This window comes from Pseudomonas sp. DP-17 (assembly GCF_022380625.1).
GTDB classification, from domain to species: Bacteria; Pseudomonadota; Gammaproteobacteria; order Pseudomonadales; family Pseudomonadaceae; genus Pseudomonas; species Pseudomonas nitroreducens_A.
Genome location: NZ_JAKSXG010000002.1, coordinates 128,898 through 145,783, shown reverse-complemented (window position 1 = coordinate 145,783; position 16,886 = coordinate 128,898). Strand labels below are relative to the sequence as shown.

The window sequence follows — 16,886 nt, the reverse complement described above, 5'->3', positions numbered from 1 at the left end:
GATTCGATGGGATCAGGCCAGCGCCACGACGGCTTCGCCGACGATCTTGGGTTCGCCGTACTGGTTGGCGCACTGGATTTCCAGGCGCACGCGCTTCTCGCCGGCCTGCTCGAACTTCTCGGCGATACGCCCGGTGAGATGCGGGATATGCCCCAGCTGGGTGATGCCGACGAAGCGCACCGCCAGCCGGCGCAGCTGCGGCTGCGGCACCCACTGGGTGACCAGGCGTCCCAGGTAGGCGGCGGACAGCATGCCGTGGGCGAACACGTCGGGCTGGCGCGCCTTGCGGGCGAAGTCGATGTCGATATGGATCTGGTTATGGTCGCCCGAGGCGCCGGCGTAGAGCGCCAGCATGGTGCGGTTGATCGGGCGCAGTTTCAGCAGCGGCAGCTCGTCGCCAACCTGTACGTCGCTGTAGAGAGGAATGTTCATCGGAGTGACCTCAGCGCTGCACGAGCGAGGAGCGGATGTCGGCCACATGCTCGCCATCCTGGTTGCTGACACGGGTTTCCTGGACCACGAACTGCAGTGCCCCGCCCTTCTTCTCGTACACATCGGCGATGCGCGTATCGAAGGTCAGCACGTCGCCGGCGAAAGCCATGCGGTAATAGATGAACTCCTGTTCCGCATGCAGGATGCGGCCAAGGTCGAAGCCCATCACCTCCTCGACGATGGCCTGTGGGTTGCGGCCTTCACTTTCCAGGCACATGAGGAAGGTTGGCGGCACCGGCAATGTTCGATAGCCGGCAGCGCGCGCCACCTCTTCATCGAAATACACCGGATCGGTCTCGCCGATCGCCTTGGCGAAAAAGCGCAGGCGGCCCTTCTCCACCTCGGTGGTGGTGACCCCGGTGGAACGGCCGATCAGGGATTTGTCTGCCATGTCCGCTTCCTCAGCCGCGCCCGTAGAGGGTCACGACGCCGGCGCCGCCCAGGCCCAGGTTGTGCTGCAGCGCGTGCTGCAGGCCCTCCACCTGGCGCTTGTCGGCGGTCCCGCGCAGCTGATGGGTCAGCTCGTAGCACTGGGCCAGGCCGGTGGCACCCAGCGGATGCCCCTTGGACAGAAGACCGCCGGACGGGTTGACCACGACCTGCCCGCCATAGGTGTTGTTGCCATCCATGACGAACTTCTCGCCCTCGCCGACCTTGCAGAAGCCCAGGCCCTCGTAGGTCAGCAGCTCGTTATGGGCGAAGCAGTCGTGCAGTTCGCAGACGCGGATGTCCTCCGGACCGACGCCGGCCTTTTCGTAGACTTCCCGGGCGGCGTCGTGGGTCATGCCGACGCCGACGATGCTGATCATCGACGGAGGGTCGAATGCAGCAGGCTTATCGGTGGCCATGGCCTGCGCCAGGATGCTCACGTCAGTACGCAGGCCGTGCTTCCTGGCGAAACGCTCGGAAACGATGATCGCCGCGGCGCCGCCACAGGTCGGCGGGCACGCCATCAGGCGGGTCATCACGCCCTCCCAGACCACCTGATCAGCCATGACTTCCTCGGTGGTGACCACCTTGCGGAACACCGACAGCGGATTGTTCGCCGCGTGGCGGCTGGCCTTGGCGCGGATCGCCGCGAAGGTTTCCATGCGCGTGCCGTATTTCTGCATGTGCTCCTTGCCGGCGCCGCCGAAGAACATCAGCGCTCCGGGCATGCCCACGCCTTCGGGGAAGACTTCCGCCGCCGATTCGAAGCCCTTGCCCATGGTGGTCGGACGGTCCGTCCAGAAATTCTTCAGCGCGCCGGGCTGCATCTGCTCGAAGCCGAAGGCCAGGGCGCAATCCACAGCGCCGCTTTCGACGGTCTGGCGTGCCAGGTAGAGTGCGGTCGAGCCGCTGGCGCAGTTGTTGTTGACGTTGATGACGGGGATACCCGTCATGCCGACCTCGTAAAGCGCCGACTGGCCGCAGGTGGAGTCGCCATAGACGTAACCGGCGTAGGCCTGTTGAACCAGGTCAAAGCTCAGACCGGCATCCTTCAACGCAAGACGCACGGCTTCGGCGCCCATCTCGATGTAGGAGCCGCTGGCGCCGGGCTTGGCGAACGGAATCATGCCCACACCGGCAACATAGGTTTTCTGCGACATCGCGATCTCCAGTGATCATTGGTTGGTCGGCGCGTCCGGACCGGCGCGCCCTTCCAGCATCGTCAGGCAACCGCGCCGACCTGTATCCCGCCCGGGAGGAGTGGGGTCACCCCTCCCTCCCCTCATCGATCAAGCAATGGCGCCCGCGGCGCGCAAAGCCGCGACCGACGCCTCGTCCAGGCCCAGTTCATGGAGGATCTCCGTGGTTTGCGCACCGTTCTGCACCCGCGATCCCGGTGCAGCGGGCGTTCGGCTGAAGCGGGGCGCAGGCGCCGGGTAGACGCCGTCGGCATCGTGAATGAAGGTGCCGCGCGAGCGCAGATGCGGATGGTTCGGCGCCTCGTCGAAATCCAGCACCGGCGCGAAGCACACGTCAGTGCCCTCCAGCAGGTGGCACCATTGCTCACGGGTACGCGTGCGGAACACCGCCTCCAGCTTGCTGCGCAGGGCCGGCCACTGATCGCGATCCCATTGCCGCTCGAAGGCGGGGTCGTCGATCTCGCAGAGTTCCAGCAACTGGCGGTAGAACTGCGGTTCGATGGAGCCGATCGAGATCATTCCGCCGTCGGAGCAGGTGTAACAGCCATAGAAAGGCGCCCCGCCATCGAAGAGGTTGGCGCCCCGATCCCGCCACTCGCCGCGCTGCCGGAACTCGTAGTACATCGTCGACATCAGGGCTACGCCATCGGTGATCGCCGCATCCACCACCTGCCCCTTTCCCGAGCGCTGCGCTTCGAACAGCGCCGCCAGCACTCCTGTCACCAGGAACAGCGCGCCACCGCCCATGTCCCCCACCAGATGCAGCGGCGGCGTCGGTTCCCGGTCGGAGTGTCCCATGGCATGCAGGGCGCCGGTCAGGGCGATGTAATTCAGATCGTGGCCGGCCACCGGCGCCAGGCTGCCGCTCTGCCCCCAACCGGTCATGCGCCCGTACACCAGCCTCGGATTGCGCTGCAGGCAGACCTCGGGCCCCAGCCCCAGGCGCTCCATGACGCCCGGGCGGAACCCCTCGATCAGCACGTCGGCGCCATCGATCAGCGCCAGCAGCACCTCGGCCGCCCCCGGCTTGCGCGGATCGATGCCAATGCTGCGACGTCCCCGGCCGATGACACTGCCATCGCCGTTCAGAAACCCCGACTGCAGCCTGTCCACGCGGATGACTTCGGCGCCCATGTCGGCCAGCAGCATCACCGCGAACGGCGCGGGGCCGATCGCATTCATCTCCACCACCTTGATTCCCGCCAATGGTCCCGCCATGCCTTTTCCTCTTGTTCTAGGTTCGCTCGGCGATGCCGAACGAGCAGCGGCGGTTGCGCGCTGTGACAAGAGACACTAAATGGCGTGAACACGGGCGCAATCGCTCGAATGGTTGAGTGGCGGGTCGCACTGGCAGGAATCGACCGGCATGGCAATATGTGGGCAGGACAATCCCGTAACCGACGAGAAGGAGCCCATGCGTCATGGCTGATCGGCAGTCCCTCCTGGAGCGCCTGGCGCGCACGCCGGAAGATCCCGGCAAGGCCAGCGAAAGCCCCGCCGAATCGGGCATGGCGGCGGACCTGCTGCAAGGCAGGACGCAGGCCCCACGGCCAGGCAAGTCGCTCCTGCCAAGAGCGGGCCTGCTCGCCAGGATCGAGGCACACCGTGAAGCTCGCCTGGTACTGATCCGTGCCCCCGCCGGGTTCGGCAAGTCCACCCTGATGGCACAGTTGCACGCGACCCGCGAAGGATGCGCCTGGCTTTGTCTCGAGAGTGCCGACAATGATCCGCAATGGCTCGCCCAGGCGCTGGCATTGAGCCTGGGGGCACTCATCGGGGAGACCGGCTCAACGACAGCGGCGCCGACCTCCGCGAGCGCCGGAGTGAGTCATCTGCTGTCGGCCCTGGAAACCACACGCCAGCCGTTCACCCTGTTCCTGGACGAATTCGAGGTGCTGCAATCGACAGGGTCCCTGGAGCTGCTCCGTGAGTTGTGGGAAGCTTTTCCTCCCGGTGGCCAGTTGGTCATCGCCAGCCGCAGCACCCCCAACCTGAAGCTTGGCCAGTTGCGGGCCCAGGGCCAACTGCTGGAGCTCACCGCCGACGCCTTGCGCTTCGAATTGGATGAAACCCGCCGCTTCCTGCATGAACGACTGGGGCCCGCCCTCTCGGAAAGTGCGGTCGAAACCCTGCAGTCACGCAGCGAAGGATGGGTGGCCGCACTGCACCTGGCGGCCCTGTCGCTGCAGGACCGTCGCGATCCGGGCGCCTTCGTCGCCACCTTCAGCGGCTCACAGCACGAGCCGGCGGAGTACCTCACCGAGGACATCCTGGCCCACCTGCCCGACCCTCTTCGCGACTTCCTGCTCAAGACCAGCGTGCTGGAGCGTTTCTGCGCCCCGCTCTGCAATGCCTTGACCGAAGGCAGCGATGCCGCCGAGCGGCTGGAGCAGGTCCAGCGCCTGGGATTGTTCCTGATTCCGCTGGACAACCACGGCCAATGGTTCCGCTACCATCGGCTCTTCGCCGGCTTTCTCCGCCACGTGCTTGCACGCCGCCCCGAGCAGGAGCTCAGAACCCTGCATCGTACCGCCGCCAAATGGCATCTGCAGCATGGCATCCCGCTGGAGGCCATCGAGCACCTGCTGAAGATCGACGATGCCAGCGCGGCCGTCGAGCAACTCGATCAGCACCTGGATGCCCTGCTCAACAGCGGGCGTTTTCGCGCGCTCCTGCGTTGCCTCGATCAGCTTCCGGTCGCGCTGGTCGACCGACATCCGCGGCTGGCGCTGGTGCATGCCTGGACCCTGCTTCTGGCACGTCGCTACCAGCAGGCCCTGCAGGTGGTAGAGCGAAATCCGAGCACTTCCGAGAGCAAAGTCATCCAGTGCGTGCTGTTGGCCTTCAGCGACCAGATCGAGGCGACCTGCGATCTCGGCGCGTCCTTGTTCGCACGCCTGCCGGAAACGGAAATACAACAACGCGGCCTGCTCGGCACCTGCCTGGCTTACTGCCTGTTTGCAAGCGGTCATACCGAGAAGGCGCGCGAGGTGCTGGCCAGTCTGTCTCGTCCCTCCGGGCAGAGCTCCCTGGTCGTGGTGGAATCCGTCACCGACGGCATCGAGAGTGTCATCGAGCTGGTGCAAGGCAATCTGACCGCGGCCCGCGCCCGCGTGGAGGCCGTCGCACACCAGCGCATGCGTGACTCCGAGGAGCAATGGCTGGCCGGACGCATGTCGATCGATGCCATGCGCGCACAGGTGCGTTATGAAGCGGGCGAGCTCGACCAGGCCCAACACATCCTGCTCAACGCCCCCGCCTTCTCCACCCTCAGCGCGGGCCCGGATGTCCTGATCTGCAGCCATATACTGCTCGCGCGCATTGCCTATCTGCAGGGCCAGAGGGCCGGCTGGATGAATCAGCTGGCAACGTTGGAGCAATTGGGACGTCAGGGAGGACCCTGCCGCTTGCTCTGCGCGGTCTGGCTGGAGCGCGCACGCATCGCCACCCTGGAAGGCCATCTGGATCAGGCGGCCCAGGCGCTGCGCTCGGCAGAGTTCAACAACGGCTGGGAGCGCCCTGGCCTGCTGCTGTACGGGAACGACGTCGACACCCTGTTCATCGCCCGGCAGCGCTGGCGCATCGCCCGTGGCGAGCACGCTCAGGCGTCCGGGGATCTGCGCGATGCACTCGCTGAGGCCGAGCGGTGTGAGCATTGGCGCCGAGCGCTGAAGCTGCGGTTGCTTCTGTCCATGGCGGAAAAAGCCGGCGGCCACCAGGACGAGGCCTTCGACGCACTGGTGCCAGCGCTGCAATGGGCCAGCCGTGAGGGATTCATCCAGATATTCGTCGAGGAAGGCGAACGCCTTGGGCAGTTATTGCGGGAATGGCTGGTGAAGGTCGGTCCCTCCTGCAGCAGCCTGGAGATTTCCCCCGACTTCGTCCACCACCTGGTACAGAGGATCGGCGGCACGGGCAGCGCCAGCGACACCGAGGTACAGCAGCTCAGTCCACGCGAGCTGGATGTCCTGCGCCTGCTTGCCGGCGGCAACCGCAACCAGTCCATCGCCGACCGGCTCTGCCTGTCCCTGCATACGGTGAAAACCCATTTGCGGAACATCAGCAGCAAGCTCGGCGCCGAAGGGCGCACCGAAGTCATCGCCATCGCCCGCGCCCGGCAACTGATCGACTAGGCCAGCAGTCCGAGCTCCCGTGCGCGCCTTACCGCCTGGGTGCGGCGCTTGACGCCGAGTTTATGGTTGATGTGAATGGTGTGGGCCTTGACCGTGTTCAGCGAAATGAACAACCGGCCGCTGATCTCCTGGTTGGTCAGTCCCTCGGCCATCAATTGCAGCACCCCCATTTCCCGACGGGTCAAGACGCGTGTCAGCGTCACATCCGACAGATCTTCGCTGACGCTCGGTAGCCACGCCCCCTCCTCACCGCCCTCTTGTGAGCAGAAGACCAGGGTATCCCCACGGGAACGAGTCAGCCCGATCAGTCCTCTTCTTTCGCAGGCCTCCCGCCAGGCGCGCGAGGCCGCCAGCGCCGCCTCCCTGCGCCCTGTTCCCTCCAGCGTCAGTGCCAGTACCTGCTGGGCCCGGTAGCGAAGGGACGGTGTATTCAAGGGCGGCAGGACTCCCGGTTCGGACAAGCGTTCCACGAGCCGGCGGGCAGGCTCCAGAATCTCCGCCCAACGCTGCCGACGTACGCCCAGGCGCAGCTCCTGCAAGGCGAGCACCGGCTCGTAGCACAGCGCTTCAGCGCGCATGCATTGCAGATGGCGCCGTACCTCGCGCAGATGAGCGGTCGCCCGTTCGACTTCGTCGCCGCGGGATGCCGTCTCGGACAGGCCTATGCCGGCATGCAGGAGGAAGGGATCACTGCATCCCCGCGCATACTGATAGCCACGACGGAACTTCGCTTCCGCATCCTCCAGGTCACCGCGCAACAGGCCGAGTTCCGCCTGGAGCAGGTGCAGGCGCCCGGCCAGCAGCGGGTGCTCCATGCCCTGGGCTTCCAGCAATTCGAAATCATGGCGCAGCAGATCCGCCGCCAGGCTCCATTCGCCGGTCATGATCAGCAATCGGATGTGGTCGGCGTCGATCAGCACTTCACTCGCCAGGCAGCCCTGACGGCGCGCCAGCCGCACCGCCTGATCGAGCAGCTCTGCGGACTGGGCGACCTGCCCTTCGGACATGGCGATGCGCGCCAGGGTCGAATAACACAGGTGCAAGGATTGCCAGTCCCGCGCATCCAGGTCTCGCAGCGCTGAAAGGCAATGCTCCCTCGCCCGCTCGGAGTCGCCTCGCAGCCCCAGCAGCGAGCCCTGAAGCGCCTGCCAGTTGGCCAGCATGCGACGCTGGCGTCCGGCACTGGGCTGGGGCAGTTGCCAGGCCAGCCGGCCGATGCATGCCTCGGCTTCCTCCAGGCGCCAACTGATCAGTAACGCCTGGGCATTGAGGTAGATCAGGAACGGCGTGCTCTCCAGCAGCCCGCAGGAAAGCCGCTCGCGCCAGCGCAACCAGCTGTCCAGGTTCCTGCCGGCATACAACCAGGCCAGGGGAACCCGCTCCATGTAGCAGGCGGCGGTTTCCACCTGCCCCTCCTTGAGCGCCAGCTCCACCGCCTCCCCCACGAACCCCGCTTCGCGCAGCAGACGGCACCCCTGCAGGCGCAGCCGGGTCGCCTCACGCGGCGGCAGCTCGTCCTCCAGCGCCTTGGCAAGCAGCGGCTGCAATTGCCACCAGCGTGCCTCGGCATCCAGCGGCTGCAACAATCCCAGCGGCAGCAGCTGCCCGGCAAAATCCCGACTGGCCTCCAGCTCGGGCCAGAGTTCAGTGCATAGCGCCGACGACAACCTGGGCAGGTGGGCGGCGCCGTGCAGCATGGTGCGTTGTGCCGCGCTCAGGCGCGCCAACACGGTCTCGCGGGCGTACTCCCGCTGCAGCAGGGCCAGCGATCGTCCGCGTTCCCCCTGGTTGCGCAAGCCAAGACCAACCATCGCGGGCCAACCCTGCGTCGCTTCCCACAACTCTTCGGCGAAAGTGTCGTCGTGCCGTCCGGCAGCGGCCAGAGCCACCAGTCGGTCGAACTCATTCCGGACGAACGCCAGGCACGCCGCGTCCAGCTCCACTACACCGCCCTCCAGCGCCAGCCGCGCCAGCTGCCAGCGCGGCCGTTGCCGGGCACTGATCCACAGGCGTATGCGTGGGCCACAATCCTGCAGCAGTCGCAGTAACCAGTCGTCCAGTTCGCCGGCGCCAGCCGGGTAGTCGTCGAGGATCAGGCAGAGGGGAGTGTTCGACTGGCACAGCCGCATTCTCAAGGCTTCCGGCGTCATCCCCGGCACAAGGCCAAGGCGTTCCGCCAGCAAGCCGGAAAACGCCTCGACATCCGGACAACGCCCATGCAGGGCAATCCAGGCATGCCCCGTTTCCGCCGGCATCTGCGCCAGGCTTTCGCGCAGCAGCGCCGTCTTGCCGAAGCCCGCGGGTGCCGCCAGCAGACAGAGACGGGGCGCGGCGACGATCTGGCTGCTCAGGCGCTCGCGCGGCAGATGAATGGCCGGACAGGACACCATGGGCGACAGCTGGGAGGACGTCATGGACTGGATACCGGGATGGGCGTGAGTAGATCCTTGCGCTCGGTGAAGCACTTCACCATCAGCCATTCGAGGTATTCGATCCGAACGGTTACAGCTCGGGTTACCTTTCTTCTCCCCGCCGATGCCCGGTGCCCCAAAACATCTCCCAACGAGGGCTCGGGTAATGCGCGAAATTACCTGAACAGGCAATTCAGGGCTGAAGTACGACTTCATAGCATGGCCACTCCACTGACTCATCGAGCGTTTCACTGGAGTACCGCATGACTACAAGAACAACAAAGAACGGCACGTTCCAGCCGCGTTTGCTGGCCATCGCCGTCGCCATGACCTGCGGTGCGCAGGCCAACGCAGTCGACTTCAATATCGGGGAAATCGAGGGCAAGCTGGACTCTTCGCTGACCTTCGGAACCAGCTGGGCCACCAGCTCGCCGGACAAGCAGTTCATTTCGAACTTCAACTCCATGGGGGTCCATGGCGGCAAATCCTCGTCGCGCACCACCGACGACGGCCGTCTGAACTTCAAGAGCGGCGACAACATCTCCACCGTCGTCAAGGGCATCCATGACCTCGAGCTCAAGTACAAGGACAGCGGCGCGTTCCTGCGCGGCAAGTACTGGTACGACTTCGAACTCAAGGACGGCCACCAGCACTTCTATGACATCGACGATCACGGCCGCGACCAGGCCGCCAAGAGCTCGGGCGCGATGTTCATGGACGCCTTCGTCTACCACAACTACAACCTCGGCGACCTGCCGGGCAACGTCCGCTTCGGCAAGCAGGTGGTCAACTGGGGGGAAAGCACCTTCATCCAGAACGGCATCAGTTCGATCAACCCGCTGGACGTCGCCGCCCTGCGCCGTCCGGGCTCTGAAGTCAAAGAAGGCCTGGTGCCGGTGCAGCTGTTCTACCTCTCCCAGGGCCTTACCGAGAACATCACCGCAGAAGCCTTCTACCAGGTCAAATGGGACAAGACGGTCACCGACAACTGCGGCACGTTCTTCGGTAACGATGGCATAGCGAAGGGCTGTAACGACCGCCTGGTCGCCGCGGGTTATGACCTGGCGCCGGGCGATGCGCGAAACATCGGTGGTGCCGCCGCATTGGCTGGCGGTCTGGACGACGCCTACATTCCCCGCGCCAAGGACAACGACGCCCGCGACAGCGGCCAGTATGGCGTGGCCCTGCGCTGGTTCGTGCCCGAACTGAATGAAACCGAGTTCGGCGCCTATGCGATGAAGTACCACAGCCGCAACCCGTTTCTCAGCACCGTACGCACGGGCAACCCCGCCGCTGGAGCGGCCAACCAATTGGCGTCCATTCGCGGCGCCAAGTACTTCATCGATTACCCCGAGGACATCCGTCTGTATGGTCTGAGCTTTGCCACCAACCTGGCGGGCGTTTCCTGGGGCGGTGAAGCCAGCTACCGGCCGAACATGCCTCTGCAGCTGAATACCGCCGACCTGCTCAGCGCCACTCTGACTCCGGTGGGAAGAGCTTCACTCTCCCCCCTCTACACCACAGGATTTTCCAGCAACGTACCGGCCGGTGGCGTGGTCAATGGCTATGACCGTAAACCGGTACTGCAATTGCAGACCACGGTAACGAAGTTGTTCAACCAGGTCTGGGGAGCAGACCGCCTGACACTGGTGGGTGAGATCGGCTACAACCGTATCAACGGCCTGGGCGATACCGACGGCACCGACCTGCGCTTCGGCCGCAGCCCGGCCTTCGGCTCCGGCATCCTGCCCGGCGCGACCGGCGAGGCGACCTGCCGTGGCACCAACGTCGGCTTGGCCAACGCTTCCAACCCCGCGCAACAGTGCAACAGCCACGGCTTCTACACCGCCGACTCCTGGGGCTATCGCGTCCGCGGGCAGCTCGACTACCCGAACGTATTCGCCGGCATCAACCTCGCGCCGAACCTTGCCTGGTCCCACGACGTGGAAGGAACGGGTCCCAACTTCGAGGAAGGCGCCAAGGCCGTCAGCCTCGGCCTGAACGCCGACTACCAGAATACCTACACCGCCGCCCTCAGCTACACGAACTACTTCGACGGCAAGTACAACACCATGACCGACCGCGACTTCGTTTCGCTGAGCCTCGGCGTGAACTTCTGATTCGTAACCGCGGAGACGCACCATCATGAAGAACGACCTCATTTTGCGTGGAGGCGCCCTGGCGCTTTCGCTGATCGCCGGCACGGCCATTGCCGCGATATCCCCGCAGGAGGCAGACAAGCTGGGCACTCAGCTTACGCCCATGGGGGCAGAGAAAGGCGGCAATGCCGATAACAGCATCCCTGCCTGGACCGGTGGCCTGAAAGCCGGCGCAGCACCCGTGCAGAACAACTTCCTGGGTGACCCGTTCGCCAGTGAAAAGCCGCTGTTCGTCATCAGGCAATGCCGAGCAGTACAAGGACAAGCTGACTCCCGGCCAACTGGCGCTGTTCAAGCGCTACCCGGACAGCTACCAGATCCCTGTCTACCCGTCTCATCGAACCGCGTCGGCGCCACAAGGCATCTATGACGCCATCAAGAAAGGGGCGACCCAGGTCCAGCTGATCAACGACGGTAACGGCCTGTCCAACTTCGAAACCCACTACACGCCCTTCCCTATCCCCAAGAGCGGTGTGGAAGTCGTGTGGAACCATGAAACCCGCTATCGCGGCACCAACCTGGAGCGCTATAGCGCCCAGGTCGTTCCCCAGGTCAACGGCGACTTCACTGCCGTCGGCTTCAAGGAAGCGGTCGGCTTCCCCCAGTTCATGAGCGACAACGATCCCGGCAAGACTGCCAACATCCTGTATTACTACAAGCAGGACATCATTGCGCCGTCGCGCCTCACCGGCACGGTGAACCTCGCCTACGAAACCATCGACCAGCTCAAGGACCCGCGCCAGGCCTGGACCTACAACGCCGGCCAGCGCCGTGTGCGCCGCGCACCGGAAGTGGCCTACGACGGACCGGGCAGCGCCGCGGATGGCATGCGCACCGCCGACAATTCCGACATCTACAACGGCTCGCCCGATCGCTATGACTGGAAACTCGTGGGCAAGCGGGAGCTGTATATCCCCTACAACAGCTACCGGCTCATGTCGCCCAAACTCAAGCTCACCGATATCGTGCGCCCCGGCCATATCAATCCGGAGCACACGCGCTACGAACTGCACCGTGTCTGGGAAGTCGTCGGCACCCTCAAGCCGGGAGCCCGCCACGTCTATGCCAAGCGGCACATGTACTTCGACGAGGACACCTGGATGCTGGCCGAAGTCGATCATTACGACAGCCGCGGCCAGCTCTGGCGAGTCGCCGAAGGTCACCAGGCCAACGACTACGAGCACGGCATCGGTCTTTACTCCGCCCAGGCCCTGTATGACCTGATCGCCGGCCGCTACCTGGTGATGAACCTCATCAACGAGGCCAAGCGCGGCACGCAGTACGACATGAAGTACACCACCAACGACTTCACCCCGGCGGCCCTGCGCAACTCCGGCATTCGCTGAAGCATCCCGCCCCAAGGCCGGCCCTGGGGCCGGCCTTGTCTTTTCTGCCGTTACCCGGGTCGAACTCGCGTGGCGGATCACCCGTCCAAACAGACAGAACAGCGTCGAGCCTTCGGAGAACACCGACCATGCCTTCCTACTCCGCCCCCTTGCGTGACATGCAATTCCTCCTTGCCGACAGGGGGCTGCGTCAGCAGGTTGCCCAACTGCCGGGGCATGACGAGATGAGCGAAGACCTGGTGGAGGCCATCCTCAACGAGGCGGCACGTTTTGCCCAAGGCACCTTGGCACCCCTGAACGTCATCGGGGACCGCCAGGGGGCTCGTTGGCACGCCGGCGAAGTACAGACCGCCGAGGGCTGGCGCGAAGCTTACGAACAGTTCGCCGCCAATGGCTGGAACGCCCTCTCCTGCCCGCCGGAATTCGGAGGCCAGGGCGCGCCACGACTGGTATCGGCACTGGTGGAAGAACTGTGGAACGCCGCCAACGTCGCCTTCGCTCTGTGCCCGATGCTGACCCGTGGCGCCATCGAGGCCATTGAGCTTCGCGGTTCGGATGAGCTGAAGCGGATCTGGGTGCCGAAGCTGGTCAGTGGCGAGTGGACCGGCACCATGAACCTGACCGAACCCCAGGCTGGCTCGGACCTTGCCGCTGTGCGCGCGCGTGCCGAGCCACAGCCGGACGGTACCTACCGGGTCTTCGGACAGAAGATCTTCATCACTTACGGCGAGCACGACCTCACCGACAACATCGTCCACCTGGTGCTGGCCCGCATACCGGGCGCGCCGGAAGGGGTAAAGGGCATCTCGCTGTTCGTGGTGCCGAAGGTACTGCTCGACGCCGAGGGCGGGCTGGGCGAGCGCAACGACGTACGCTGCGTGTCCATCGAACACAAGCTTGGCATCCACGGCAGCCCCACCGCCGTGCTGGCCTTCGGCGACCAGGGTGGTGCCACTGGCTGGCTGGTGGGCGAGGAGAATCGCGGCCTGGAGTACATGTTCATCATGATGAATGCAGCGCGCTTTTCCGTCGGCATCGAAGGCATCGGCCTGGCCGAGCGCGCCTACCAGCGGGCCGTAGCCTATGCCCGGCAGCGCATCCAGGGCACCGAGATGGGCGGGCCGACTCGGGAAAAGGTGGCGATCATCCGTCACCCCGACGTGCGCCGTCTGCTCATGTCCATGCGCTCGCGGGTGGAAGCCATGCGCGCTCTGGCCTGCGAAGTGGCGCTGGCAACCGATCAGGCCCATGGCCATCCCGACGAATCAATACGCCGCGAACGGCAGGCCTTTGTCGACCTGATGATCCCGGTGATCAAGGGCTGGTGCACCGAAAACGCCGTGGATATCGCCTCGATGGGCGTGCAGGTCCACGGCGGCATGGGCTTCATCGAGGAAACCGGCGCCGCCCAGCATCTGCGCGATGCGCGGATCACCCCGATCTACGAGGGCACGACGGGCATCCAGGCGCTGGACCTGGTCGGCCGCAAGATTGCCCGCGACAAAGGGATTGCCGCCCAGGCACTGATCGCTCAGATGCGCGAAACGCAACTGGCACTAGCGGACGACGATCCTCTGCTTGCGGCGATCCGCCATCGCCTGTTCATCGGCATCAATGCCCTGGAAGATGCCGTTGGCTTTGTCCTTCGCCACTTCGATCAGCAGCCCACCCTCGTCGCCTTGGGCTCGGCACCTTTGTTGAAGCTCTTCGGCATCGTGGCTGGCGGTTGGCAATTGGCGCGTTCGGCGCATGTCGCTCGGCGCTCTCTGGACCAGGCCGGCGTCGACCTCGGCTTCTATCGCGCCAAGCTGCACACTGCCCAGTTCTATGCAGGACATGTTCTGACGGAAGCGCCGGGTCTGGTACAGAGCATCCTGGATGGCGGCGACGCAGCGCTTGCCATGACCGACGAAGCCTTCTGATTCCGGGTTCCAGCCCGATTCGGCGACTCTCCCGCCGGCCTGCTGAGCCGGCGACCCCACAACGGCATGAACAGCCAGTAACGGCCTTCGTTTAGGAATTCACCGACTGCCTCGTGTCGATCTGATCTCGACAATCGCCGGACTTCCGGCACCTCGTACCGGACAGCCGGCCGACAATGTCCTGGAACCCGACCAGTTCAACCTCGGCATGGGACCTGAGGAGTGCAACCGCATCGCCCAAAGCCTGGGCGTACCAGTGGGAGCCTTCAACATGGCCGGTGCCGAAGCACTGCCCAAACGGGTTGGCCTGCTGACCACCGACAACAGGACACCGGTGTCTCTGCCGCCCTCCCTCAGCGTCCTGTTGCAGGACGCTCGTCCGGCGAAGCGTGAAGGGCGGACAACGCCACCGAGGAAGGTCGCGCGAAGAATCGCCGCATCGAATTTACTGTGATGGCCGAATAAGGTCGTTCGCTGGTTCGATCAGACCTCACCTTGTGAGGGTCTGATCGAACCGTGCTTACCCCGGCTCCACTCATCTGAAACCCATAGGCCGACGCCATCAGCGTAAAGAGTTCATTACACCCCGCCCCAGGCTTGCCGCTCGCGTCCTGCCAAGCCTGCTGCCAGAAATCGGTTGCCTGGCTATTTAAACCGAGGCACGTTATGCCGGAATGATCATTGACAGGCTAACGGCGCTTCAGTGTGATGGCCTTTCGTTCAGGCAAATGGCATTGCCGGTTGACTGTGTGCGTTGTCTCCGCAATGTCGCGATGACGAAGCTTTGGCGATCCCGACGGTCGCTTTCGAAAGTTTTCTCGTTTCATCGACACAGGAGATGCCGGCGATGTTGAACCAGGCACCCCGGAATACCCAGGACGTCGAATTCGACGAGCAATTCCTCCTCGCCTTCGAGATCCAGGTCCTGCAGAAGGCCCTGCCGGCCTTCGAAGAGGCCTCGCGCTTCGCCCGCGACCGAGGCCTGCGCTGCAGCGTGGAGCTGATCACCAACGCTGACGGCCACCCCGAACTCAGCCTTAGCGCCACCCAGCGCGATGACCTGCCGGACAGTTGCTATCGGCTGATTGCCGACCCGTCCTCCCAGGGCATAGTCCACGAAGAATTCACCGCAGTGAACCGCCGCACGCGCCGCCAGGGCGCGCGTCTGGCGACGCTGACTTCGCGCTCGCTGGAGCTGCAGCTGGAAGCCTTCTTCATGCACGCCTTCGGCATGCGGCTGGACTACAACGTGCTGCGCCTGGACTACTCTTACGAGCATGCTTCTGGGCTATAGGCTTTTTCCGACGCCGCCGGTCGTCGGTACGGCCGGTGGCGGAACGAGCGTTCCGTCGGACAGTTCCTGCAAAGGATGACTTATGGCAACGATGAACGCATCGAAGTCGCTATTATTCGCGCCCTGTGCGCCACCTCGTGCGTGTTTCCTCGTTGTCGCTTCGCCATGAATGAATTCCTCGTGCATTTTCAGGACGGTCACTGCCTGGGCAAGACCGTGCTGCGCTCGTTTTCCCGCCAGATGACCCTCTCCGAGGCGCGCGTGCGCCTGCAGGCCTGCTACCCGCTGCGCGTTCCGCACCTGCTGAACATCCTGCACCTGACGCCGATGCTGCCCGGCCGCTGATCCGGCTCAACGGGCAGCCGCGCCACACGATGTGCTACCTGGATGCGCGAGCCGGCGCCGCCTGAGCCTCGCCCAACCCGGCGAGGGCTTGTCGCGCCGCTTCGCCGGCCTGCTCCAGCACCCGACGTTTCCAGCCGTCCTCATCCACGTAAAAGGCATCGCGCAACTGGCGGCGGATACGCAGGACTTTCTGCTTCGATACCCCTGGGTTGTTTGCCAGCCACTGGTCCGCGCGTAGCGCCTTGAGTACCCGCAGCCCGGACAGCGTGCCGTACTCCAGGGTAATGGCGGTCAACTCCGCCTGCGGGCATTCGCTGGCGGCGGCAAGGACCATCAGCCCCTTGAGCGGGACCGACACCGACTCGCCCTTGTACGACGACGTGACCTCGTCGCCCCACCAGCGGCGGGTGCGCGCCAGCGATTGTGCATCGTTCGCGCCCACGTAGATGCGTTCTCCGTGGCCCTTGGGGCCAAGGCCGGTATGCAGGTCGATCCAGCCGATCCGCGAACAGTTCCTGCCATGCTGGCGCAACACCTGGCGCACCGCCCGGTTGCTCCAGGTCGGTTGATCACCGATATAGAACAGGCCCTTGGGATGACTGTCCTGACCGCTGGCGATCGCCGCCTGCAACTGTTTGCGGCCGTGGCGCATGGCGTAGCGCAGCAGGCGCAAGTGGCTGGCAAGGGAAGGCCAGCGGCGCGGAACAAGGATCGGGTCGAGCGCCTCGTAGGCCTGGTTGCGCTGGCGCGGCTGGGAGAAATCGATGAAGTTGCGGTTGAGGTCGACGTTCTCATGGGTCCAGCGCCGCCACCAGGAAAAACCGTAGGGATTTGCCGCATGCAGGTAGAGCACCGCGCAATCCGCCTGGGCACATTGCTCCAGCCAATCGGGATCACTGAGCAGCGCGACCTGCACCGCCGAACCGCAGAAGCCTTCCACGCCGTGGCAGCCGCTGCTGATGATCAGCAGGTTCTGCGCATCGCGCGGTCCACTGCGCGCCACGTCCAGGGCGAGCGGTTCGCCATCCCGGCCGGTCAACGGATGACGGTGGGATTCGACGACCAGGCCGGCGGACAGGCAGGCAGCGAGAAACTTGCCACGCGCTTCGGCGTAGCTCTGGGAAAAGCAGGCAGACGGGGTCATCACCACTCCGGA

General features: G+C 64.7%; 11 protein-coding genes and 1 pseudogene. 6 read left to right on the top strand and 6 right to left on the bottom strand.

Translation table 11 applies throughout. The features are described 5' to 3' along the window. Positions 1–12: 12 nt before the first annotated feature. From MJ122_RS06365 to MJ122_RS06350, 4 genes are all read right to left on the bottom strand, one after another. On the bottom strand, positions 13–432 hold the full coding sequence (locus tag MJ122_RS06365) for a MaoC family dehydratase (RefSeq protein ID WP_239743053.1): 420 nt from the start codon (positions 430–432) through the stop codon (positions 13–15). A 10-nt stretch (positions 433–442) separates the two neighbouring features. Beyond that, entirely contained in the window at positions 443–883 is a 441-nt protein-coding gene (locus MJ122_RS06360) for a MaoC family dehydratase N-terminal domain-containing protein (RefSeq protein ID WP_239743051.1), read from the bottom strand. A gap of 10 nt (positions 884–893) precedes the next feature. Beyond that, on the bottom strand, positions 894–2,081 hold the full coding sequence (locus MJ122_RS06355) for a lipid-transfer protein (RefSeq protein ID WP_239743050.1): 1,188 nt from the start codon (positions 2,079–2,081) through the stop codon (positions 894–896). Between the two features lie 129 nt (positions 2,082–2,210). Next, on the bottom strand, positions 2,211–3,338 hold the full coding sequence (locus tag MJ122_RS06350; protein WP_239743048.1) for a CaiB/BaiF CoA-transferase family protein: 1,128 nt from the start codon (positions 3,336–3,338) through the stop codon (positions 2,211–2,213). A gap of 203 nt (positions 3,339–3,541) precedes the next feature. On the opposite strand from MJ122_RS06350, the gene MJ122_RS06345 reads away from it, so the two are divergent. Further along, the gene (locus MJ122_RS06345) at positions 3,542–6,253 is read left to right on the top strand and encodes a LuxR C-terminal-related transcriptional regulator (RefSeq protein ID WP_239743046.1); all 2,712 of its coding nucleotides are present in this window, start codon (positions 3,542–3,544) and stop codon (positions 6,251–6,253) included. Here MJ122_RS06345 and MJ122_RS06340 read toward each other — a convergent pair. Beyond that, complete coding sequence (locus MJ122_RS06340; protein WP_239743043.1) at positions 6,250–8,667, bottom strand: LuxR C-terminal-related transcriptional regulator; 2,418 nt, start codon at positions 8,665–8,667, stop codon at positions 6,250–6,252. The genes MJ122_RS06345 and MJ122_RS06340 overlap by 4 nt on opposite strands. Before the next feature lie 260 nt (positions 8,668–8,927). Between MJ122_RS06340 and MJ122_RS06335 the strand changes: the two genes are divergently transcribed. From MJ122_RS06335 to MJ122_RS06315, 5 genes and pseudogenes are all read left to right on the top strand, one after another. Continuing rightward, positions 8,928–10,784 carry a DUF1302 domain-containing protein gene (locus MJ122_RS06335; RefSeq protein ID WP_239743041.1) on the top strand — a complete coding sequence of 619 codons (1,857 nt, stop codon included), beginning with the start codon at positions 8,928–8,930 and terminating at the stop codon, positions 10,782–10,784. Positions 10,785–10,809: 25 nt separating this feature from the next. Then, positions 10,810–12,169: pseudogene (locus MJ122_RS06330) on the top strand (DUF1329 domain-containing protein). A 128-nt stretch (positions 12,170–12,297) separates the two neighbouring features. Further along, positions 12,298–14,091 (top strand): acyl-CoA dehydrogenase, encoded by a 1,794-nt coding sequence (locus MJ122_RS06325; protein ID WP_239743039.1) that lies wholly within the window; start codon positions 12,298–12,300, stop codon positions 14,089–14,091. Positions 14,092–14,938: 847 nt separating this feature from the next. Further along, positions 14,939–15,385 (top strand): hypothetical protein, encoded by a 447-nt coding sequence (locus MJ122_RS06320; RefSeq protein WP_017519242.1) that lies wholly within the window; start codon positions 14,939–14,941, stop codon positions 15,383–15,385. A gap of 165 nt (positions 15,386–15,550) precedes the next feature. Further along, positions 15,551–15,730 (top strand): hypothetical protein, encoded by a 180-nt coding sequence (locus MJ122_RS06315; protein WP_024762799.1) that lies wholly within the window; start codon positions 15,551–15,553, stop codon positions 15,728–15,730. Positions 15,731–15,764: 34 nt separating this feature from the next. Here the strand turns inward: MJ122_RS06315 and MJ122_RS06310 are convergent, their stop codons facing one another. Then, on the bottom strand, positions 15,765–16,874 hold the full coding sequence (locus tag MJ122_RS06310) for a M14 family metallopeptidase (RefSeq protein WP_239743037.1): 1,110 nt from the start codon (positions 16,872–16,874) through the stop codon (positions 15,765–15,767). Between the last annotated feature and the right edge of the window lie 12 nt (positions 16,875–16,886).

Bases quoted from the DNA above. Each gene is read 5' to 3' on its own strand.
- MJ122_RS06345 (WP_239743046.1), top strand. From the start codon at position 3,542: ATGGCTGATCGGCAGTCCCTCCTGGAGCGCCTGGCGCGCACGCCGGAA.
- MJ122_RS06310 (WP_239743037.1), bottom strand. From the start codon at position 16,874: ATGACCCCGTCTGCCTGCTTTTCCCAGAGCTACGCCGAAGCGCGTGGC.
- MJ122_RS06340 (WP_239743043.1), bottom strand. From the start codon at position 8,667: ATGACGTCCTCCCAGCTGTCGCCCATGGTGTCCTGTCCGGCCATTCAT.
- MJ122_RS06350 (WP_239743048.1), bottom strand. From the start codon at position 3,338: ATGGCGGGACCATTGGCGGGAATCAAGGTGGTGGAGATGAATGCGATC.
- MJ122_RS06365 (WP_239743053.1), bottom strand. From the start codon at position 432: ATGAACATTCCTCTCTACAGCGACGTACAGGTTGGCGACGAGCTGCCG.
- MJ122_RS06355 (WP_239743050.1), bottom strand. From the start codon at position 2,081: ATGTCGCAGAAAACCTATGTTGCCGGTGTGGGCATGATTCCGTTCGCC.
- MJ122_RS06325 (WP_239743039.1), top strand. From the start codon at position 12,298: ATGCCTTCCTACTCCGCCCCCTTGCGTGACATGCAATTCCTCCTTGCC.
- MJ122_RS06320 (WP_017519242.1), top strand. From the start codon at position 14,939: ATGTTGAACCAGGCACCCCGGAATACCCAGGACGTCGAATTCGACGAG.
- MJ122_RS06360 (WP_239743051.1), bottom strand. From the start codon at position 883: ATGGCAGACAAATCCCTGATCGGCCGTTCCACCGGGGTCACCACCACC.
- MJ122_RS06315 (WP_024762799.1), top strand. From the start codon at position 15,551: ATGAATGAATTCCTCGTGCATTTTCAGGACGGTCACTGCCTGGGCAAG.
- MJ122_RS06335 (WP_239743041.1), top strand. From the start codon at position 8,928: ATGACTACAAGAACAACAAAGAACGGCACGTTCCAGCCGCGTTTGCTG.